Below are 20138 nucleotides of genomic sequence, written 5' to 3'. Positions count from 1 at the left end.
GCAGAATGTCGCGCCGCGGCGCCGGATTCGCGCCCGGCGGGACGCTGCGGCTACCATCCTTTCCCCCGACGGGCGGCCGAACCGGATTCGCCGCAAGGCCCGGCGCCCGGGCGGCACCAAGCCGGGCGGGCGAACAGCGCGGGACGGGCCAGGAGGAGCGATATCACCATGCACGAAGAGCCGGATCACGGTCGCGACGAAGATGGCTTCCGCAATCGCGGCGCCGAGGTTACCCGCATGGAGGCGTTCTTCGACGCCGCCTTCGCGTTCGCCGTCACGCTGATGGTCATCTCGATCGACGCGATCCCGAATTCCGCGCAGGCGCTGGTCGAAGCGCTCAAGGCGGTTCCCGCATTCGCGGCCAGCTTCCTGCTCATCGTGCTGTTCTGGCGCGGCCATGCCGACTGGAGCCGTCGCTACGGCCTGAACGATCGCGCCAGCCAGCGCCTCGGATTGCTGATGGTGTTCCTCGTGCTCGTCTTCATCTACCCATTGCGCATGGTCTATGCGTCGTTCTTCGCCTGGATCACCGACGGCTGGCTGACAGCCAGCATAAGCCTCGACACCGCCTACGATCTGCGCGTGATCTTCGCCGTCTTCGCCTTCGCGTTCGGTTCGATGGGTCTCGCCATGTACGCGCTCTATCGTCGTGCCTGGGCCCTGCGCGATCAGCTCGGCCTGGACCCGCTGGAATGCCTGCTGACGCGTCACTATCGTCGGCGTTGGCTCATGATCCCGCTGTTTTCGCTCGCCTCGTTGTCGATCAATGCGGCATTGCCGGCGGACCTCGGCAACAACTTCATCCTCAGCCTGCCCGGCCTGATCTTCTTCGTCCTCGAAGGCGTGCAACTCGTGCTTGCCCGGCGCATGCATCGCGCGACGCGACGACTCCTGGACGCGCCATGAGCCGCGGAATCTACGTGACGGGGACCGATACAGGCATCGGCAAGACCCATGCCGCCTGCTTGCTGCTGCGCAACCTCTCGCGAGACGGCATCACTGCGGTCGGCATGAAGCCGGTGGCCAGTGGTTGCGAGTGGACGCCCGCCGGCCTGCGCAATGCGGATGCGCTCGATCTGATCGCCGCGAGTGCGCGCGCCAGCGACTACGACGACGTCAATCCGTACGCCTTTGCCGATCCGATCGCACCTCATCTCGCTGCGGCCGACGCGCGCATCACGATCGACATGGAGCGGATCGGCGCCGCCTATTCCCGCCTCGCGGGCGATGACCGGTACGTTGTCGTCGAGGGCGTCGGCGGCTGGCTGGCGCCACTCGGCGCGAGCCTGATGCAGTCCGATCTCGCGCGCTCGCTCGATCTGCCTGTGGTCCTCGTGGTCGGGCTGCGCCTCGGTTGCCTCAACCACGCCCTGCTCAGCGCGCGTGCGATCGAAGCCGATGGCTGCACGCTGATCGGCTGGATCGGCAACGCGATCGATCCCGACATGGCGCGCCGCGAGGACAACATCGCCACCCTGCAGACACGCATTCAGGCGCCGTTGCTGGGCGTCGTCCAGCATGGAGCGGATGATGCATCGTTCGCCGGTGCCGCGTGCCTGGCGGTCGAACCGCTGCTGGCGGCGATGCGCGAAATCCATCCAAGGGAGTGAAAGACCATGGCCAAGGCGCAACGTTTCTTCATCACGGTCGACAATGTCGCCGAATCGCGCGGCGATATCGCTGCGCTCAGCTTCAATGGCGGTTCGCCCGAGCATCTGGCCAGCGTCCTGCAGGGGGTCCTGCGCGAAGCGAGCCTCTGGGAGCGCTGGCGCGCCCTGCAGGAAGACCCCGATGAAGTCGATCCGGCAACGGGGATAACCGATCCGACGGCCACGGTTTCCGGCAGCCTCGAGGCCAATCGTGCCGAACTCGTCGTCACCACGACCCTGCCGCATGCGATCGTCAAGCATCGCCTCGACCTGCTGATCGGCCGTCACTGGAAGTTGCGCGACGTCAGTTCGGCTTGATTGGGGGCACGCTGCTGCTTCGTCGTAGGAGCGGCTTCAGCCGCGATGCTCTTGGTCTTTCGCTTTCCGAAGGGCGTCGGGCCTGAAGGCCCTTCCTGCGAGGGGCGTGCGGCATGCGGCGCGGGTTCCGATGGCTGATCGCGCGTTGCCGCTTGGTTGTTGGAAGCGGCTTCAGCCGCGATGCTTTTCCGGAGTTGTGCCGAAGAGCATCGAGCCTAAAGGCCCTTCCTACGAAGAGCGCGAGAAGAGCGGCGCGGGCTTTGATCATGGGCGCCGCGTTGCGGCTTCGTTGTTGGCCTCGCGTTGCCGCTTCGTTGTAGGAAGCGGCTTCAGCCGCGATGCTTTCCCAAAGCCTTGCCGAAGCGCATCGCGCCTGAAGGGCGTTCCTACGAAAAGCGGCGAACCAGCGGCGCGGGTTTCGATCGCTGATCGCGCGTTGCCGCTTCGTTGTTGGAGCGGCTTCAGCCGCAATGCTTTTCCCACAACGTGGCGAAGAGCGTCGAGCCTGAAGGCTCTTCCTGCGATGAGCGTGCGAAGTGCGGCGCGCCTGAAGGCGCTCCTACGGGAGACGGCGAATTTGCGGCGCGGGTTTCGATGGCGACCCTCGCGTTGCGGCTCCGGTGTAGGACTTCTGTCCCGTGTCGGCGGCGCCGATTCGTTCTAGGATGGGCGGATTCCAACCGGGGAGTTCTCCATGATCCGACGTCCGATCGCCGCGCTCGTGCTCGGCTGTGTCCTGTTGCCCTTCATCGCCCAGGCCGAAGAGAAGAAGAAGGACGAGCCCAAATGGGACGTCAACGCGGCCCACGGCAAGACCAAGACCGTGCGCTTCAGTACCGATGAAGGCACCTGGCTCGACCTCGATGTCAGCCCGGACGGCAAGACCCTCGCCTTCAGCATGCTCGGCGACCTCTACACCCTACCGATCGCCGGCGGCAAGGCCAAACGCCTGACCAAGGGCGCCGCCTGGGACGTGCAGCCGCGGTTCTCGCCCGACGGCCGGGAAATCGCCTACACCTCCGATCGCGGCGGCGGCAACAATCTGTGGCGCATGCCGGTCATCGGCGGCGAGGGCACCCAGGTCAGCAACGAGGATTTCCGCCTGCTCAACAACCCGGCCTGGACGCCGGACGGCCAGTACCTGATCGGTCGCAAGCATTTCACGAGCGAGCGTTCGCTCGGTGCCGGCGAACTCTGGATGTACCACATCTCGGGCGGCGCCGGCCTGCAGCTGACCAAGCGCAAGAATGACCAGCAGGACCTCGGCGAACCGGCGGTCAGCGCCGACGGTCGCTACGTCTACTATTCCGAGGACGTCAGCGGTGGTTCGAACTTCGAGTACAACAAGGACCCGCACGGCCTGATCTACGCGATCAAGCGTCTCGACCGCCGCGACGGCACCACCGAGACCGTGGTCGCCACGCCGGGTGGCGCGGTGCGCCCGGAACCCTCGCCCGATGGCAGGTCGCTGGCCTTCGTCAAGCGCGTGCGCGACAAGACCGTATTGCACCTTCTCGATCTCGACAGCGGCGAGGCGAAGCCGCTCTGGGATGGCCTTTCGCACGACATGCAGGAGGCCTGGGCGATCTTCGGGCCCTATCCCAACTATGCCTGGACCCCCGATTCGAAGGCGCTGGTGATCTGGGCCCAGGGCAAGCTCTGGCGCGTCGATGCAGCCAGTGGCGAGCATGCTCAAATCCCGTTCACGGCCGATGTCGAACAGACCCTGGCCGAACCGCTGCGCTTCGAACAGACCCTCGCGCGCGGCAGCTTCGAGCCGAAGATGATCCGCGACGTGGCGACCAGCCCGAACGGGCGCACGATGATCTTCCACGCGCTCGGCCACCTCTGGGTCAAGTCGCTGCCGAACGGCAAGCCGACCCGCCTGACCGGCGACGACGCCCATTTCGAGTACCAGCCGAGCTTCAGTGCCGACGGCCGCAAGCTGCTGTTCACGAACTGGTCCGACGCCCAGCAGGGCCAGATCCTCGAGCACGACTTCGCCTCGAATGCCGACCGCATCCTGACCACGAAGCCGGGCTTCTACTACGGGCCGCGCTATTCGAACGATGGCGCGCATATCGTCTACGCGAAGACCTCGGGCAGCTCGCTGACCGGCAACCTCAATTCGGGTGAAGCCGGCATCTACGTGATGCCGTCCGCCGGCGGCGAGGCGCGACGACTGGTCCGGGAAGGCGGCGATCCGGCCTTCACCCCGGATGGCAAGCGCATCACCTTCCTGACCGGCGATGGCCTGAGCAAGAAACTCAAGAGCATCGCCATCGACGGCAGCGAACCGCGCGACGTCTTCGACCTGAAGTACATCAACTTCGTCAGCATCAGCCCGGACGGTCAGTGGGTCGCCTTCACCGAACTGTTCAACGCCTATGTCGCGCCAATGCCGATGACCGGCGGCAGCATCGAACTGACGAAGGAAACCAAGGCGATCCCGGTCAGCCTGGTCAGCAAGGACGTCGGCTCCTACCTGCACTGGTCGGCCGACTCGAAATCGCTGCACTGGATGGTCGGTCGCCAGTACCACTCGCGCGACCTCAAGGAGGCTTTCGCCTTCGTGCCCGGTGCGCCGAAGGACCTGCCGAAGCCGGGCAGCGACCCGGGCATCGATGTCGGCCTGACTGCCGCACTCGATACGCCGACCGACGTGTTCGCCTTCACCGGCGCGCGCATCGTGACCATGAACGACGCCGAGTCGAAACAGGAAGTCATCGAAGACGGCGTGATCGTCGTCGATGGCGACACGATCAAGGCGGTCGCTGCCAATGGCAGCGTTGCGATCCCGTCGAACGCGCAGGTAATCGACGTCAAGGGCAAGACCATCGTGCCGGGCTACGTCGACGTGCACGCCCATGTGAACCACTTCAACAGCGGCGTCGTGCCGCAGCAGAACTGGGCCTACTACACCAACCTCGCCTTCGGCGTGACCACGACGCACGACCCGTCGGCGACCACGGAAACGGTGTTCTCGCAGGCCGAACTGGTCAAGGCCGGCGCGATGGTCGGCCCGCGCATCTTCTCGACCGGCACCATCCTCTACGGCGCCGACGGCGACTTCAAGGCCGTGGTCAATTCGCTCGACGATGCGCGCGCGCACCTGCGCCGCATGAAGGCGAATGGCGCGTTCAGCGTGAAGAGCTACAACCAGCCGCGTCGCGACCAGCGCCAGCAGATCAACACCGCCGCGCACGAGCTCGGCATGCTGGTCGTCGAGGAGGGCGGTTCCACCTTCAACCACAACATGACCATGATGGTCGACGGCGTCACCAGCATCGAGCACAACATTCCGGTCGCGCCGCTGTATGCCGATGTCATCAAGCTGTGGAAGGAGACCGACGTGCGCAACACGCCGACCCTGGTGGTCAGCTACGGCGGCCTCAGCGGCGAATACTGGTGGTATGCGCGCGACAACGTCTGGGAGGACAAGAAGCTCAACCGCTTCTTCCCACGCGAAACGCTCGATGCCCGCGCGATCCGCCGCGAAACCGCGCCGGACTGGGACTACTACCACATCGAAGTGGCCAAGGCCGCGAAGAAGCTGCGCGATGCCGGCATCCGCATCAGTACCGGAGGGCACGGCCAGCTGCAGGGCTTGTCGGAAAATTGGGAGACCTGGATGCTGACCCAGGGCGGCTTCAGCAACTTCGAGGCGCTGCGCGCGGCGACCATCGACGGCGCCGACATGCTCGGCCTGTCGAAACAGATCGGTTCGCTCGAAGCGGGCAAGCGCGCCGACTTCGTCGTTCTCAACTCGAATCCGCTCGAGAACATCCGCGCTACCATCGACACGCGCTATGTCGCCGTCAACGGACGCGTCTTCGATGTCGATGCCGACATGGCCGAAGTCGGCGGCAAGGGCCGCAAGGCTCCCGAGTTCTACTGGCAGCGCCACCACGACGGACGCACCTTCGGTATCGAATACGGCCCGACCGCACCGTGCCATTGTCCAAAGTCGGGCACGCAGCACGTGCATTGACCGACCGGGGGCCGGCGCGACGCCGGCCCCTGCACCGACCCGCTCGACGACGTTGGGGTTCGCCTTCTCGTAATCCCGACTGCTGACTGAATCATCCACCTCTCCCGGGCGTCTCGGCCGCTTCGCATCTGTCATGCCGCGTTGCAACAATGTAGGCTTGGGAGATGGACAAGAAAGCCAGCAATGCCGCAGACAGCCTGCGCTCGAGCGACCTTCCCGAAACCGACAAGGCCCTGCGCGATGACGTGAACCGGGTCGGTTCGCTGGTCGGCGAGATCCTTGCCGAACAGGAAGGCGAGGACTTCCTCGATGAAGTCGAACGCATTCGCGTCGCCGCCATCCTGCGCCGCGAGAACAACGCCAGCACCGAAGAGATGGAACGCGAGCTGGCCGGAGTCGATGTCGCGCATGCGACCTCACTCGTGCGCGCGTTCTCGACCTACTTCCAGGCTGTCAACGTGGCCGAACGCGTGCACCGGATCCGCCGACGCCGCGAATACGAGCGTGCCGATGCTTCGCCGCAGCCCGGTGGCCTGCGCGACGTGGTCGGGAAGCTGCGCGGCGATGGTGTCGACAAGGCCGCACTGGACGCCTGCCTGGCTCGTCTGCACATCGAGCCGGTATTCACCGCGCACCCGACCGAAGCGGTGCGCCGTGCGTTGCTGGAAAAGGAAACCGAAGTGGTGCGCGCCCTGGTCGCCGACATCGATGGCGGGCGCACGCCGGTCGAACGCCGCGCCGATCTGGAACGCATGCGCATGGCCCTGACCGCGGCCTGGCAGACCGCCGAGTTCGCCCTCGACAAGCCGAGCGTGGCCGACGAACTCGAAAACGTCGGCTTCTACCTGACCGACGTGCTCTATCGGGTCGTGCCGGTGTTCTACGAAGTCCTCGCCGATGCGCTCGGCGAAGATCCGGCCGGCACCGAATTGCCGACCCTGTTGCGCTTCGGCAACTGGGTCGGCGGCGACATGGACGGCAATCCGAATGTCGGCGCCGAAACGATCGCGGCAACCCTGGCCACGCAGCGCCGCCAGGTCCTGGCCCTGTACCGGCGCGAGGTCTACCAGCTCGGTCGCCTGCTCAGCCACTCGCTGTCGCGGGTTGGCTGTTCGGCCGACCTGCTCGCCCGCACCGATGTCTACCGCGCGCTGCTGCCGACCGCCGCCGCGCGTCTGCGCGCGCGCCACGAGGACATGCCGTATCGGCAGTTCCTCAAGCTGGTCGGTGAGCGGCTTGGCGAAACCGAACGCGGCACCGAGGGCGGCTATCCGGACGTGGCGGCCTTCATCGAGGATATCCGCATCGTCGTCGACAGCCTGCGTGAGAATCGCGGCGTGCATGCCGGCTGGTTCGCCGCACGTCGCCTGCTGCGGCGCGCCGAAACCTTCGGCTTCCACCTGGCCACGCTCGATCTGCGCCAGGACTCGGCCATGCACGATGCCGCGTTCGCCGCCCTGCTGGACGATCCCGAATGGGCCTCGCGCGAAGTCGATGAGCGCGTCGAACGGCTGAGTGCCGTGCTTGCCAATCCGGCCTCCGTACGTACCAGCAGCGATGAAGTCGCGCGCAAGACCCTCGCCGTGTTCCGCACCGTGGCCCAACTTCGGCCGCGCTATGGCGAGCAGGCCTTTGGCCCCTACATCGTCAGCATGAGCCGAAGTGCCGCCGATGCGCTGGCCGTGGTCGCGCTGGCGCGCATCGCCGGATGCGTCAACGGCGGTGGCCAGGTTCCACTCGATGTCGCACCGCTGTTCGAGACGGTCGCCGACCTCGACGCCGCCGAAGCCGTCGTCACCTCGCTGTTCGCCGACCCGGCCTACCGTGCCCATCTGGCCGCGCGCGGCAACCGCCAGATCGTCATGCTCGGCTACTCCGACAGCGCCAAGGACGGTGGCCTGGTCGCCTCGCGCTGGGCCCTGCAGCAGACCCAGATCGCGCTGACCCGGCTCGCCCATGAATCGGGCGTGCGCATCATCTTCTTCCACGGTCGCGGCGGCTCGGCCAGCCGCGGCGGCGGCAAGACCGAACGCGCCGTGATCGCCTCGCCGCGCGGTTCGGTCGACGGCACGCTGCGCCTGACCGAGCAGGGCGAGGTGATCCATCGCAAGTACGGCATCCGCGCAATCGCCCTGCGCAATCTCGAACAGATGACCGGGGCGGTGCTGCGCGCGACCCTGCGCCCACGGCCACCCGAGCCGCGCGAGGCGAGCTGGCGTTCGATGGCCAGCGCCATCGCCGGCGAGGCCCGATCGGCCTATCGCGCCTTCGTGCACGAACATGCCGACTTCACCGAGTACTTCCGCAACGCGACCCCGATCGACGTCATCGAACGCCTGCGCATCGGTTCGCGCCCGTCGCGACGCGGCGGCACCGGAGGCGTGGAGAACCTGCGCGCGATTCCGTGGGTCTTCGCCTGGTCGCAGAACCGCGCCGCCCTGACCGGCTGGTTCGGCGTCGGCAGCGGACTCGTCCATGGCATCGAGACCTTCGGCCGGGAGGCGATGAGCGAGATGGCGCGCGACTGGCCGTTCTTCGCCCAGCTCGTCGACGATGTGGAGATGGTCCTTGCGAAGGCGGACCTCGCCATCTTCGAACGCTATTCGCGCCTCGCGGGCGCACTGCACGAACCGATGTATGCCGAGGTCAGCGCCGAATTCGAACGCACCCGATCGGCCATCCTCGAACTCAAGGACGAAGAGGAACTGCTCTCCCGCGACCTGCGCCTGCGCCAGTCGATCCGCCTGCGCAACCCCTACGTCGACCCGATCAGCTTGATCCAGGTCGATCTGCTGGCGCGCTGGCGCGCCGACGATCGCAGCGACGACGAACTGCTGCATGCGCTGATCGCCACGGTCAATGGCATTGCAGCGGGGATCCAGAATACCGGGTGAGTCATCAGGTCATGGCTGTAGCCGTGGCGCCTTTCCGCGCCTCGCCCAAAAGCATCGAGCCTGAAGGCTCTTCCTACGAAGAGCGCGCGATGGGTGACGCGGGCTTCGATGGCCCGCGCCGCGTTGCCGCTTCGTTGTAGGAAGCGGCTTCAGCCGCGATGCATTTCATCATTCGCGCGCGCGTGTCGAGAAGCATCGGGCCCGAAGGCCTTTCCTACGAAGAGCGCGTGATGGGTGACGCGGACTTCGATGGTGGGCCTCGCGTCGCGGCTCCGTTGTAGGAAGCGGCTTCAGCCGCGATGCTTTTCATCTTTCGCGTGTCGAAAAGCATCGGGCCCGAAGGCCCATCGCAATTGAAGGGCCTCGTCTAGTTCGCGGCCTCCGCCTTCGTCGCATAGCGATAGAGCAACCAGGCGATGAAGGCGATCAGGAGCAGACCGAGCCAGCCGCCGAAGTGCAGCGACTCCGGCAAGGCGAGCACGTCGGCGCGGCCGGTGATGACGATCGGGATCGCGATGAAGATGCCCATCAGCGCCTCGCCGGTGATCAGGCCGGCCGAGAACAGCATGCCCTTGCGGTGGATTTCACCGTGGTGCGCTTCATCTTTCGCGCCGCCGAAATGGCGCTCGACGATGTGCGAAAGCAGGCCGCCGAGGAAGATCGGCACCATCAGTTCGATCGGCAGGTAGATGCCGATCGCGCAGGCCAGCACCGGGATGCGGAATTTCTTGCCGCTGGCCTTGAGCCAGGAATCGACCGCGATGATGACCGCGCCGATGCCGGCGCCGATGCCGATCGTGACCCACGGCAACTCGCCGCCGAAGATGCCCTTGGCCACCGAGGCCATCAGGTTGGCCTGCGGCGCGAGCAGCGGGTTCGGATGTTCGGCGGTCGGCACGCCGACGCCGTAGGCATGCAGCAGCAGGTTCAGGACCGGCGCCATGATCAGGGCCGAGGAGACCGCGCCGATGGCCAGCATCAACTGCTGCTTCCACGGCGTCGCGCCGACGATATGGCCGCATTTGAGATCCTGCAGGTTGTCGCCGCCGATGCAGGCCGCACAACAGACCACCGCGCCGATCATGATCGCGGCCACGGCGCCGATCGGCGAATCGCGGCCGAGCAGCAGCACGAGGATCAGCGCGGCGAACAGGATCGTCGAGATCGTGATGCCCGAGACCGGGTTGTTCGAGGAGCCGACCAGGCCGGCCATGTAGGCCGACACCGAAACGAACAGGAAACCGGCGACGATCATGATGATGGTCATCGGCACGCTCGCCGTCCACTGGTGGACGATGCTCTGGTAGAGCCACAGCAGGGGCAGCGTGAACAGCACGAGGCCGATCGCGATGTACTTCATCGGAATGTCTTTCTCGGTATGCGCGATCACCGCGGTCGAGCCGGACCGGGTCGCATCGAAACCGCTCTTGATGCCCGAGAACAACGAGCTGCGCAGCGAGATCAGGGTCCAGATGCCGCCGATCAGCATCGCACCGACCCCGAGGTAGCGGATCTGCGCCGACCAGATCATGTAGGCCGCATCCTCGGCGCTCGCGCTGGCGACCTGGGCGGCCAGCGCCGGATCGGTATCGATGAAGAACGCGCTATAGATCGGGATCGCGATATTCCAGCCGATCACTGCGCCGAGCAAGCAGACGATGCCGATGTTGAAGCCGACGATGTAGCCGACGCCGAGCAGGGCCGGCGACAGGTTTGTGCCCATGTAGGCGATACCCTTGCCGACCCAGGCCGCGGCGGCGGCGGTGTCCGGAAACAGGCGCAGGCCACTGGCCGCGCCAACCTTGGCGAAGCCGCCGAGCAAGGCCGCGATGCCGAGCGTCTTTACGCCCTGCTTGGGGTTCTCGCCGGTCTTGAGCACTTCGGCGGCCGCCTTGCCTTCCGGGAAGGCAAGGCCCTGGTCGACGATCAACGAACGCCGCAGCGGTACCGAGAAGATCACGCCGAGCAAACCGCCGAGGCCGGCGATCGCGAAAACCCACTGGTATTCGAATTCCTTCCAGTAACCGAGGATGACCAGGGCCGGAATCGTGAAGATCACGCCCGAGGCGATCGACGAGCCGGCCGATGCGCCGGTCTGCACGATATTGTTTTCGAGGATGCCGCCACCGCCGAGCAGACGCAGCACCGCCATCGAAACCACCGCCGCCGGAATCGCCGATGCGATGGTCATGCCTGCGAACAGGCCGAGATAGGTATTCGCCGCGGCGAGAATCACCACCAGCACGATCGAAAGCAGGATCGCGCGCAGAGTCAGCTGCGGCGCGGGTTCAGCGATGACGCTCATGTAGGTCTCCCCGATGGGTGCCGGTCCGTCGGCGCGTTCAAGTGATGCATTGCAACATCCGGGACACACGGTTCACGCCGCGCGCCGCGACGTGCATAGTAGCCTGCAACCCCCATCGATCCGCAAACCCGATGACCGAAAATACGACCAGCCCGGCCAGCGTCCAGGACGCCGCCGCCCGCATGCCGCGACAGATTCCCTACATCATCGGCAACGAGGCCTGCGAGCGTTTCAGCTTCTACGGCATGCGCAACATCCTCACGCCGTTCCTGATCACGAGCCTGCTGCTCTATGCTCCGGTCGCCGAGCGCGCCGGCATCGCCAAGGATGTCTTCCACACCTTCGTCATCGGCGTGTATTTCTTCCCGCTGCTCGGCGGCTGGATCTCGGACCGCTTCTTCGGCAAGTACCACACCGTGCTCTGGCTCTCGCTGCTGTATTGCGTCGGCCAGGGCTTCCTGGCCCTGTTCGTCGACAACCGCCTCGGTTTCTACACGGGCCTGTTCCTGATCGCGCTCGGTTCGGGGGGCATCAAGCCTCTGGTTTCGGCTTTCGTCGGTGACCAGTTCGACCAGCGCAACAAGGACGTCGCCAAGGTCGTCTACGACGCCTTCTACTGGACCATCAACTTCGGCTCTTTCTTCGCCTCGCTGCTGATGCCGATCTTCCTGACCTCGTGGGGCCCGGCCTGGGCCTTCGGCATCCCGGGCATCCTCATGTTCGTCGCGACCGTCGTGTTCTGGGCCGGACGCCACAAGTACGTGCATGTGCCACCGGCGCCACCGAATCCCGATTCGCTGATCAACGTGGCCCGGACCGCGCTGCTGGCGCCGGGCAAGGGCCGTGCCGGCCTGGTCACGGCGGCAGTCGGCGTGGTCGCCGCGATCGCGATCTTCCTGCTCTGGGCGATCGGCCCTGCGTGGTGGCCCGAGCACTTCAGCTTCGTCATCACCTTTTGCGTCGCTCTCGGCCTCGTCATCCTGTTCGGCGGCCTCGGCACCTCGATGCAGCTCGAGCGTGCCCGCGAGAAGCATCCGGAAAGTGCCGTCGAAGGCGTGCGCGCGGTCCTGCGCATCCTGATCGTGTTCGCCCTGGTCACGCCGTTCTGGTCGCTGTTCGACCAGAAAGCCTCGACCTGGATCCTGCAGGGCAACGCCATGGTCATACCGCACGAAGCGTGGTGGTGGCCGAGCTGGCTGGTCAAGCAGGCCGCGCAAATGCAGGCGCTCAATCCGTTGCTGGTCATGCTGCTGATACCGTTCAACAACATCGTGCTGTACCCGATGCTGCGCAGGATGGGCTTCAAGGTCACCGCCTTGCGCCGCATGGGCTACGGCATCGCATTCTCGGGCCTGGCCTGGGTTGCCGCGGGCATCATCCAGCTCAGCATCGACGGCGGCAGCCCGACCTCGCTGGCCTGGCAGATCCTGCCGTACGTGCTGCTCACGTTCGGCGAGGTGCTGGTGTCCGCCACCGGCCTCGAGTTTGCCTACAGCCAGGCGCCATCGTCGATGAAGGGCACGATCATGAGCTTCTGGCTGCTCTCGGTGACCTTCGGCAACCTGTGGGTGTTGATCACCAATGCCGCCGTGCGCAACGACACCGTGATCTCGCGCATCGCCGACACCGGCCTCAGCGAGAACGCCTTCATGATGTTCTTCTTCGCCGGCTTCGCCCTGCTCGCCGCACTGGCATTCGCGCTGTATGCGAAGCGCTATCCGGTCGCGGATCATTATCGAACGGTGTGAGCGGGGAGGCCGTTTCCATCTGGCATTCGCCGGGGATGGAAAAGAAGTGTCGACCTGAGGCCAGCGGAAGCCGGGACTGACAGCGAGGGACGTTTTCCGCAGGAGGCGACGATGGTCCATGGTTGGGTGCCTCTCCCGCTAGCGGGAGAAGGAACAACGACAGCCCACCCACCCCGTTCGTCCTGAGCGTAGCGCAGCGAAGTCGAAGGACAGTCTGGCAGGAACCCGGCTCCGCTGGCCTGTCAATTGGCTGAGTCAGGTGCTTCTCCCGCAAGGCGGGAGAAGCACCTCAACACACGTTGCGCAGATCCGTGCCGTTTATTCCCGCGAGCCGGATCCGCAGCCGAATGAGTGGCGTGGGTTTCGATGGCTCTTTGCGCGTTACTGCTTCGGTGTTGGCGCGATGCTGACCGCGCGGAACAGCGCGTCGGCGTCGTACAGGCGGTCGCCGCGAATCGTCGTGCGCACCTTGCGGATGTCGGCCATGTTGATGGTCGGATCGCCGTCGACAAGGATCAGGTCCGAAACATAGCCGGGAGCAACGCGGCCGTACTCCTTCTCGCGCTTCATCACCTCGGCGCTCCCGCTGGTCGCGATGCGCAGGACGTCGGCAGGCGGGATGCCCGCCTCGACGTACAGCTCGAGTTCGCGCGGCAGGGTCATGCCGGCGAGATTGTCGGTGCCGGGGACGATGTGCACGCCGCTGCGGTAGAGCACGCCGACCATGTTGACCATGTTCTGGTAGGAATCGCGGAACAGCGCTTCCTGGCCCGGTTTCATCTCGAGTCCGCCGGATCCGGATTTGACCTGGCGCTGCCAGGTGGTCGGAAAGCGGTCGACGATCGCCGCGAAACCGGGGCCCGGATGGCCGGGCCGGCTCAGGAACATGTCCTCGAACGTGCCGACGGTCGGGTCGATGACGATGTGCCTGTCCTTGAGCAACTGGATGAAGTCTCGCACCGGCGGCGAGCTCAGATCCAGGCCCGCGCCGTATTCGGCGACCGTCGTGAAGCGGGCCGGCGTGCGCGTGTCCTGGACCTTGTCGAACATGAAGTTCAGGAACAGCATGTTGACGTGCTGGATCTCGTCGGCGCCGTTCTCGACGAACTGGCGCGCCGTCATGAAGGCGGGCACGTGACCGCTGACGCGCAGACCCTGTTCGTGGGCTGCCCTGGCGATCACCGGCATCAGTTCGGGCTTCACCGAGCTGTAGATCTTGATCTGCTCGTGGCCGGTGTCCTTGTACATCTTGACCGCGGCGATCGCTTCCTTTTCCGTATCCACGAGGACCTTGGTCGGCCCCGCGAACGGTCCCTTGCCGTCGATGATGCCGGCCCTGATGATGCGCGGCCCGATGTCCCTGCCAGCCTCGATGCCCTTGATCAATCCCTGCAGCACCTCGACCTGGTTGGCCATGTCGCGCACCGTGGTCACGCCGGAGGCGAGTTCGAGCAGGCCATCGGCACCACCCGAGAAGTGCACGTGCATGTCCCACAGGCCCGGCATCAGGAAACGGCCACCGCCATCGAATTCCTCGACGCCGTCGAGCAAGGCGACATCGGCGGCACCGATCGAGACAATGCGACCCGCATCGATCAGCACCGATCGCGCGTCGAGCACTTCGCCGGTCGGCGGATCGAACACGCGCACGTTGCGGATCAGCAGCGGCCTGGTCAGCGTGCGGGTCAATTCCTTCGCGCGCGTCTCGGCCAGGCGCTTTTCTTCCTGCTCCTGGCGATCGCCGATGGTCTTGATCGCGCCTTCATAGCCTTCGCGGATCATCGTGCTCCAGCCCGAATAGCTGGCGAAGAAGCGCTGGTCCTGATCGAGCCAGACCAGGTCCGGCAACAGCCCGAGCCCGGACAGGGCGTACAGATCGACGTTCTTCGACCCGGCCTTGCCCTTGACCTTGATGCTGGTCAGCTTGCGGATGCTGGCCTCGCCGGACGGGACCAGGGCGAGCTTGTGCCCGGGCGCCTTGAGCAGGGCGCGCACGAGCAGCACCGAATCCTCTGGCACTCCGTTGAGGGCCAGGAAAAATGAAGGCCCGGGGACCTTGCGTGTCTCGTCCTCGGAGCCGTTCTTCCAGACCAGCTCATCGCCCTTGCGCGAGAAACTCTCGGTGACCGGTGCCTTGAGGTAGTCGACGCCGGTCAGCTGGATCGATGTCGGCAAGCCGTTTTCATCGAGCGTGTAGGACGCATCGAGCTTCGGACCGCGCCCGCGGTCATTGAATTCGAAATGCGCCTTGAGGCTGCCGTCGTCGCCGTAGCGGGCTTCCTGGAAGCCGGCATTCGCCCCGGCCAGGATGAAGGCACTTCTTTCCACGCGCTCGGCCGCGTGCAGCGGCGCAACAGCCATCGCTGCCAGAACCAGGCAGAAGATCGGGGTTTTCATGGTGGGCTCCCTAGAATGCGCAACGCGAACTCTATCGAGGTTATCGGCCCGGCGGGCGTGCCACAAGTTAGGTACCGGCCCAATCTCTGGAGCCGTCTCCACCGGCGCAGCAGCGCCTTCGGATGCGATGCTTTCGGGGGCGGCAGCCTGCCGATGCCGATTGGGTCGCGCCATGCCGGCGGGCCCCGCATTCCGGGGTGGGATTCGCGCCGGACGGATCAGCCTTCAAGAAGGGGTTGGGCAGGGAGCGCCTGACGGGGCGGCGTCGGCGGGGATTCCGGCTGTCCGGGGTCGGTGATGGCGGGAATGCGGCCGAAAAGAGCTTCGGAGAGCACCGAGAGCCCCTGCTGTTACCTCCCGCACTTGGCGAAATCCCCGTTTCGGGTCTAAGGTGCGGGTTCTTTTGTCGCCAAGGACCCTGCCATGTTCCGATCCGCTCTTGCCGCCGCGTTGGTTGTCGCGCTGGCTGCGTGCTCGTCCCCATCCACCGAAACCGCGCCCCAACAGGCTGCGGCGCCTGCGCCGGCCAAGGAGGCCGCCCCCGTGAATGCCCTTCTGGTTCCAAGCGCGCTGCCGATGCAGGCACCGCCGTTCGACAAGATCCAGGACGCGGATTACCAGCCTGCGATCGAGGAAGGCATGAAGCAGCAGTTGGCGCAGATCGAGGTGATCGCCAACAACACCGAAGCGCCGACCTTCGACAACACCTTCCTGGAAATGGAAAAGAGCGGCGAACTGCTGACCCGTTCGGTGCGCATCTTCTTCGCCCTGGTCCAGGCCAACACCAATGACACCCTGCAGGCCGCCCAGGTCGCGTTGGCGCCGAAGCTCGCCGAGCATTCCGACGCGATCCACCTCAATGCCAAGCTGTTCCAGCGCGTCAAGGCGATCTACGACGCCCGCGAGAGCAGCGGCCTCGACGACATGCAGAAGCGCCTGGTCGAGAAGACCTACACCGATTTCGTCCGCGCCGGCGCCCAGCTCAGCGATGAGGACCAGACCAAGCTGCGCGCACTGAACAAGGAAGAGTCGACCCTTTCCACCGAGTTCCAGAACAAGCTGCTGGCCGGCACCAATGCCGCCGCGGTCGAAGTCGACGACAAGGCCCAGCTTGACGGTCTCGGTGAGGGCGGAATTGCCGCCGCGGCCGACGCAGCCAAGGAGCGCAAGCTCGGCGATGGCAAGTACCTGCTGACCCTGCAGAACACCACGCAGCAGCCGGTGCTCGGCTCGCTGACCAATCGCGATCTGCGCCTGAAGGTGCTCGAGGCCTCCGAGACGCGCACCAGCCGCGGCGACGACAACGACACGCGCAAGACCATCCAGCGTCTCGCCCAGCTGCGCGCCGAACGCGCCAAGCTGCTCGGCTACCCGAACTTCGCCGCCTACAGCCTGGCCGACCAGATGGCCGAGACCCCGGAACATGCGATCAAGCTGATGACCGACATGGTGCCGGCCGCGACCGCACGTGCTCGCAGCGAAGCGGACAAGATCCAGAAGGTGATCGATGCGCAGAAGGGCGGCTTCAAGCTCACTGCCGCCGACTGGGACCTCTACGCCGACCAGGTGCGCAAGGCCGAGTACGACCTCGACGAGGCTGCGATCAAGCCCTACTTCGAACTCAACCGCGTGCTCAACGACGGCGTCTTCTTCGCCGCCAACCAGCTCTACGGCCTGACCTTCAAGGAACGCCACGACCTGCCGGTCTACCAGCCCGACGTGCGCGTGTTCGACGTCTTCGATGCCGACGGCAAGCAGCTCGCCCTGTTCTATGCCGACTACTACAAGCGCCCGAGCAAGAGCGGCGGCGCCTGGATGGACGTGTTCGTCGAGCAGAACGGCCTGACCGGCACCCAGCCGGTGGTCTTCAACGTCTGCAACTTCACCAAGCCGGCCGACGGCCAGCCCGCCCTGCTCAGCTTCGATGACGTGACCACGATGTTCCACGAGTTCGGCCATGCCCTGCACGGCATGTTCTCGAACGTGAAGTATCCGAGCATCGCCGGCACCAACACCTCGCGCGATTTCGTCGAGTTCCCCTCGCAATTCAACGAGAACTGGGCGCTCGAGCCGACCGTGTTCGCCAACTACGCCAAGCACAACGAAACCGGCGAGCCGATGCCGCAGGAACTGGTCGACAAGATCGTCAAGGCGCGCGCCTTCAACCAGGGCTACGCCACGGTCGAGTACCTCGCCGCCGCCCTGCTCGACCAGGCCTGGCACGGCCTGTCCGCCGACGCCCCGCAGCAGGACGTCGACAAGTTCGAGACCGATGCGCTGAAGAACTACAAGATCGACATGGCCGAAGTTCCGCCGCGCTACAAGACCCCGTACTTCGCCCACATCTGGGGCGGCGGCTATTCGGCCGGTTACTACGCCTACCTGTGGAGCGAAGTGCTCGACCACGACGCCTTCCAGTGGTTCAAGGAGCACGGTGGCATGAGCCGCGAAAACGGCCAGACCTTCCGCGACCAGGTCCTTTCGCGCGGCAACTCCGAGGAACTCGCCAAGATGTACCGCGAGTTCCGCGGCAAGGATCCGAGCGTCGAACCGCTGCTCGAGTTCCGTGGACTGAAGTAACCCGAACGACTGCGCCGGCCCTGCCGGCGCGAGTCACCAGGAAAAGGCCGGCCATTGCCGGCCTTTTTTTGTTCATCCGCATGTCAAAGGCGCAGCCACCGGCTCGCGTGTCGTCCGGGCGTCGTCGTCCAGGAAACGCAACGGGAGCACGGCACTTCGGCAATGTCCGCCCTGTCCCAGTGGCACGGTCTGTCAGGGTCTGTCGCTGTCAGTCTGTTACAACGCCGCGGCCGACCATCATCTTCGGCTCAGCCGCAACGCCGGCCATGAGCGGCCCGAGGCGCAGCAATCGTCGTTTTGACTGTGCGCTCCGGCGAAAAGTGCGAACTCGAACAACAAAATGGGACATTGGCATGGCGCTTGCTCCCTCAATCATTGACAAGGCAACACCCATCCAACCGGGAAACCACCATGGGCAGCATCTTCAGTTTCGGATCACGCAAGACGGATGCATCGATGTCGGCCATCGACTGGGAATCACGCTATGACGGCGCCCTGTCCGTCGCGCTCGTTGGCCATATCCCGGTCGCCGGCATCTCCGGACCCTGGCCGGATGGCAACTACGCACTGACCTTCTGGTCGGTCCGCGAACTGGAAGTGGCACCGAGCATGGAATTCCATGCTTCGATGGACACGGCCCGGCGCCGCGTCGAAGAAATGGCCGGTCAGATCGCGCTGAGGATGTAAGGGTAGCGGGTAGCAACGAACCGGGCGGAAGCAGCCTTCCGCTCGATACGGCAACGCTCAGAGTTCCCTCCCGAGTATCCTAAACGCCGCGCGATCGCGCTCCGCAACTCCTTGATGCGAGTCGCCCCCCATTAATCCCCGGATCGGCCAGTCTCCCTGTCCAGGAAGGGCTCCTGCCTCCTCGCTCGGACTGCTCCACCTGCGCACCGCCAACGGGCTGCGCCAACCCCTCAACTAACGTAGTCTCCGGGTAATCGCCAGACGAGCGATGACAGGACGCCATCCCGATGACGCTCGCCGTCAACATTGCGCACGACTTCTCGCTCCTGCTGAGTGGCTGGACACTTGCGCTGGCGCTGTGCATCGTCGCCTGCGGGATGGCCCTTCTGGTTCTGTTCGTAAAGGGTCGACTCAAGCCCGCTGCCAATCTTGCACTCGCCCTCGTCGTGTCCATCGGTGTTCTGATTCCCAATTCGCTGCTGGCCACGCCGGCGACCTGGCAAGCCATGCTCGCTGCCTATGTCGCGGCGCCTCCGGAACGGTCCGCCGAATTCGCAGGCGATATCCGCGAATACTGGTCGGCGACGGCAAGGGGCGTGCTGGTCCGCGACTGGTATTTCATCGCTCATCGCTGGAGTGTCTGCCATGAACTTTGGAGCGATTCCGGCTGCGTCCATGCGCCGAGTCAACGCGAACCGATGGGAATAGCGCGGGATGTTCTGACCGACGTGGCTCAGTCTGGTCGCATAGGTTCTTATCCCTATGTGCCAGGCCGGGCATTGCCTCCACCCTGAATGGACAGATTTTCCAAAGGATGGGCGGGAAAGGTGCGCTTCTGTCAGTCTGTCTGCTGCTGATGGCCTCCTGTGATTCCGGCGGTGGGGCCGCGGCCTGCGGACTCCCGTGCACGTGCAAGAACGGGGTCAACCTGACCCCATTCGTTTCCCCTGGTCGACAACGATAACGGGACCCGCCATTCCGCTGCTCGCTCAGTGGACGAAAGCGTTTTGCCTGATTGACAGCGGAGGCGAAATGGTGACCCCTTCTTTCGGCTATTCGCCCGACCGGGATGCGGACGCTTGCGGAGAATGCGCAAAGGTTGACGACAAAGAGACGTCGAATGGCGCAGTTTGTCCCCTCCAGAACGACCCCTGCGGCAAATTCATTGCTGTCTAGTGATGATGGATGGCCAAGCTATCCTGACGTCGCGAAATTGCGAATCGTACGTACGAATCATGCGTGGACCACCCCTGATTTCTCGGACACCACAAAACGGGGACAATCCCCGGAAGGAGGTGTCCGATGGAAAAGCGTCGTCGATTCACGTCAGAGTTCAAGCGAGAGGCGGTTCGGCTGTTCCGCGCAGCGAAGAAGCCGGCCGCCGAGTTGGCCCGTGAATTGGGCATTCCGCGCAATCGTCTTTACAAGTGGGTGGAGGATGCCGAGAAGAAAGGTGATAAGGCCTTTCAGGGCAGCGGCCGTCCAAAGGTCGAAGCAGGTTCGCTGGCGGCCCTTCAGCGCGAGAATGCGCGGCTCAAGGAAGAGAACGAGATCTTAAAAAAAGCGGCG

Annotated in this window: 12 protein-coding genes; 10 read left to right on the top strand and 2 right to left on the bottom strand. The window is 65.0% G+C overall.

The genetic code is table 11. The features are described 5' to 3' along the window. Positions 1 to 168 precede the first annotated feature (168 nt). The 5 genes from BM125_RS01450 to ppc all read left to right on the top strand — a co-directional run bounded on the left by BM125_RS01450 (position 169) and on the right by ppc (position 8852). Positions 169 to 906: a TMEM175 family protein gene (locus tag BM125_RS01450; RefSeq protein ID WP_092404172.1), complete on the top strand. Its 738-nt coding sequence runs from the start codon at positions 169 to 171 to the stop codon at positions 904 to 906. Beyond that, entirely contained in the window at positions 903 to 1610 is a 708-nt protein-coding gene (gene bioD, locus BM125_RS01445) for a dethiobiotin synthase (protein ID WP_092404171.1), read from the top strand. Before BM125_RS01450 ends, bioD begins: the two co-directional genes overlap by 4 nt. Positions 1611 to 1616: 6 nt before the next feature. Beyond that, a complete protein-coding gene (locus BM125_RS01440; protein WP_092404170.1) occupies positions 1617 to 1967 on the top strand; it encodes a hypothetical protein in 351 nt (116 codons plus the stop codon). Positions 1968 to 2661: 694 nt separating this feature from the next. Then, complete coding sequence (locus BM125_RS01435) at positions 2662 to 5958, top strand: amidohydrolase family protein (protein ID WP_092404169.1); 3297 nt, start codon at positions 2662 to 2664, stop codon at positions 5956 to 5958. A gap of 164 nt (positions 5959 to 6122) precedes the next feature. Beyond that, positions 6123 to 8852 carry a phosphoenolpyruvate carboxylase gene (gene ppc, locus BM125_RS01430; protein WP_092404168.1) on the top strand — a complete coding sequence of 910 codons (2730 nt, stop codon included), beginning with the start codon at positions 6123 to 6125 and terminating at the stop codon, positions 8850 to 8852. Between the two features lie 367 nt (positions 8853 to 9219). Here ppc and BM125_RS01425 read toward each other — a convergent pair whose 3' ends face one another. Next, entirely contained in the window at positions 9220 to 11157 is a 1938-nt protein-coding gene (locus BM125_RS01425; protein ID WP_092404167.1) for an OPT family oligopeptide transporter, read from the bottom strand. Between the two features lie 131 nt (positions 11158 to 11288). Here BM125_RS01425 and BM125_RS01420 point away from each other — a divergent pair, with 131 nt between their 5' ends. Continuing rightward, entirely contained in the window at positions 11289 to 12905 is a 1617-nt protein-coding gene (locus tag BM125_RS01420) for a POT-type proton-dependent oligopeptide transporter (protein ID WP_217647785.1), read from the top strand. Positions 12906 to 13286: 381 nt separating this feature from the next. On the opposite strand, the gene BM125_RS01415 is transcribed toward BM125_RS01420, so the two are convergent. Next, the gene (locus BM125_RS01415; RefSeq protein ID WP_175497831.1) at positions 13287 to 15302 is read right to left on the bottom strand and encodes an amidohydrolase family protein; all 2016 of its coding nucleotides are present in this window, start codon (positions 15300 to 15302) and stop codon (positions 13287 to 13289) included. A gap of 423 nt (positions 15303 to 15725) precedes the next feature. Between BM125_RS01415 and dcp the strand changes: the two genes are divergently transcribed. The 4 genes from dcp to BM125_RS01395 form a co-directional block, all read left to right on the top strand. Then, a complete protein-coding gene (gene dcp, locus BM125_RS01410) occupies positions 15726 to 17882 on the top strand; it encodes a peptidyl-dipeptidase Dcp (RefSeq protein ID WP_092404160.1) in 2157 nt (718 codons plus the stop codon). Between the two features lie 411 nt (positions 17883 to 18293). After that, the gene (locus BM125_RS01405) at positions 18294 to 18569 is read left to right on the top strand and encodes a hypothetical protein (RefSeq protein ID WP_092404158.1); all 276 of its coding nucleotides are present in this window, start codon (positions 18294 to 18296) and stop codon (positions 18567 to 18569) included. Positions 18570 to 18856: 287 nt separating this feature from the next. Beyond that, on the top strand, positions 18857 to 19363 hold the full coding sequence (locus tag BM125_RS01400) for a hypothetical protein (RefSeq protein ID WP_092404156.1): 507 nt from the start codon (positions 18857 to 18859) through the stop codon (positions 19361 to 19363). 508 nt (positions 19364 to 19871) lie between these two features. Further along, positions 19872 to 20138 (top strand): transposase (locus tag BM125_RS01395; protein ID WP_139224808.1); only part of this gene is annotated, 267 nt, incomplete at its 3' end.

It is taken from the genome of Dokdonella immobilis (genome assembly GCF_900115085.1).
Taxonomy (GTDB): Bacteria; Pseudomonadota; Gammaproteobacteria; order Xanthomonadales; family Rhodanobacteraceae; genus Dokdonella; species Dokdonella immobilis.
This window is presented reverse-complemented; position numbering and strand designations above follow the sequence as displayed.

What these genes read in the sequence shown, in the direction of transcription:
- BM125_RS01450 (WP_092404172.1), top strand. Translation starts at nt 169, where the DNA reads ATGCACGAAGAGCCGGATCACGGTCGCGACGAAGATGGCTTCCGCAAT.
- bioD (WP_092404171.1), top strand. Translation starts at nt 903, where the DNA reads ATGAGCCGCGGAATCTACGTGACGGGGACCGATACAGGCATCGGCAAG.
- BM125_RS01440 (WP_092404170.1), top strand. Translation starts at nt 1,617, where the DNA reads ATGGCCAAGGCGCAACGTTTCTTCATCACGGTCGACAATGTCGCCGAA.
- BM125_RS01435 (WP_092404169.1), top strand. Translation starts at nt 2,662, where the DNA reads ATGATCCGACGTCCGATCGCCGCGCTCGTGCTCGGCTGTGTCCTGTTG.
- ppc (WP_092404168.1), top strand. Translation starts at nt 6,123, where the DNA reads ATGGACAAGAAAGCCAGCAATGCCGCAGACAGCCTGCGCTCGAGCGAC.
- BM125_RS01425 (WP_092404167.1), bottom strand. Translation starts at nt 11,157, where the DNA reads ATGAGCGTCATCGCTGAACCCGCGCCGCAGCTGACTCTGCGCGCGATC.
- BM125_RS01420 (WP_217647785.1), top strand. Translation starts at nt 11,289, where the DNA reads ATGACCGAAAATACGACCAGCCCGGCCAGCGTCCAGGACGCCGCCGCC.
- BM125_RS01415 (WP_175497831.1), bottom strand. Translation starts at nt 15,302, where the DNA reads ATGAAAACCCCGATCTTCTGCCTGGTTCTGGCAGCGATGGCTGTTGCG.
- dcp (WP_092404160.1), top strand. Translation starts at nt 15,726, where the DNA reads ATGTTCCGATCCGCTCTTGCCGCCGCGTTGGTTGTCGCGCTGGCTGCG.
- BM125_RS01405 (WP_092404158.1), top strand. Translation starts at nt 18,294, where the DNA reads ATGGGCAGCATCTTCAGTTTCGGATCACGCAAGACGGATGCATCGATG.
- BM125_RS01400 (WP_092404156.1), top strand. Translation starts at nt 18,857, where the DNA reads ATGACGCTCGCCGTCAACATTGCGCACGACTTCTCGCTCCTGCTGAGT.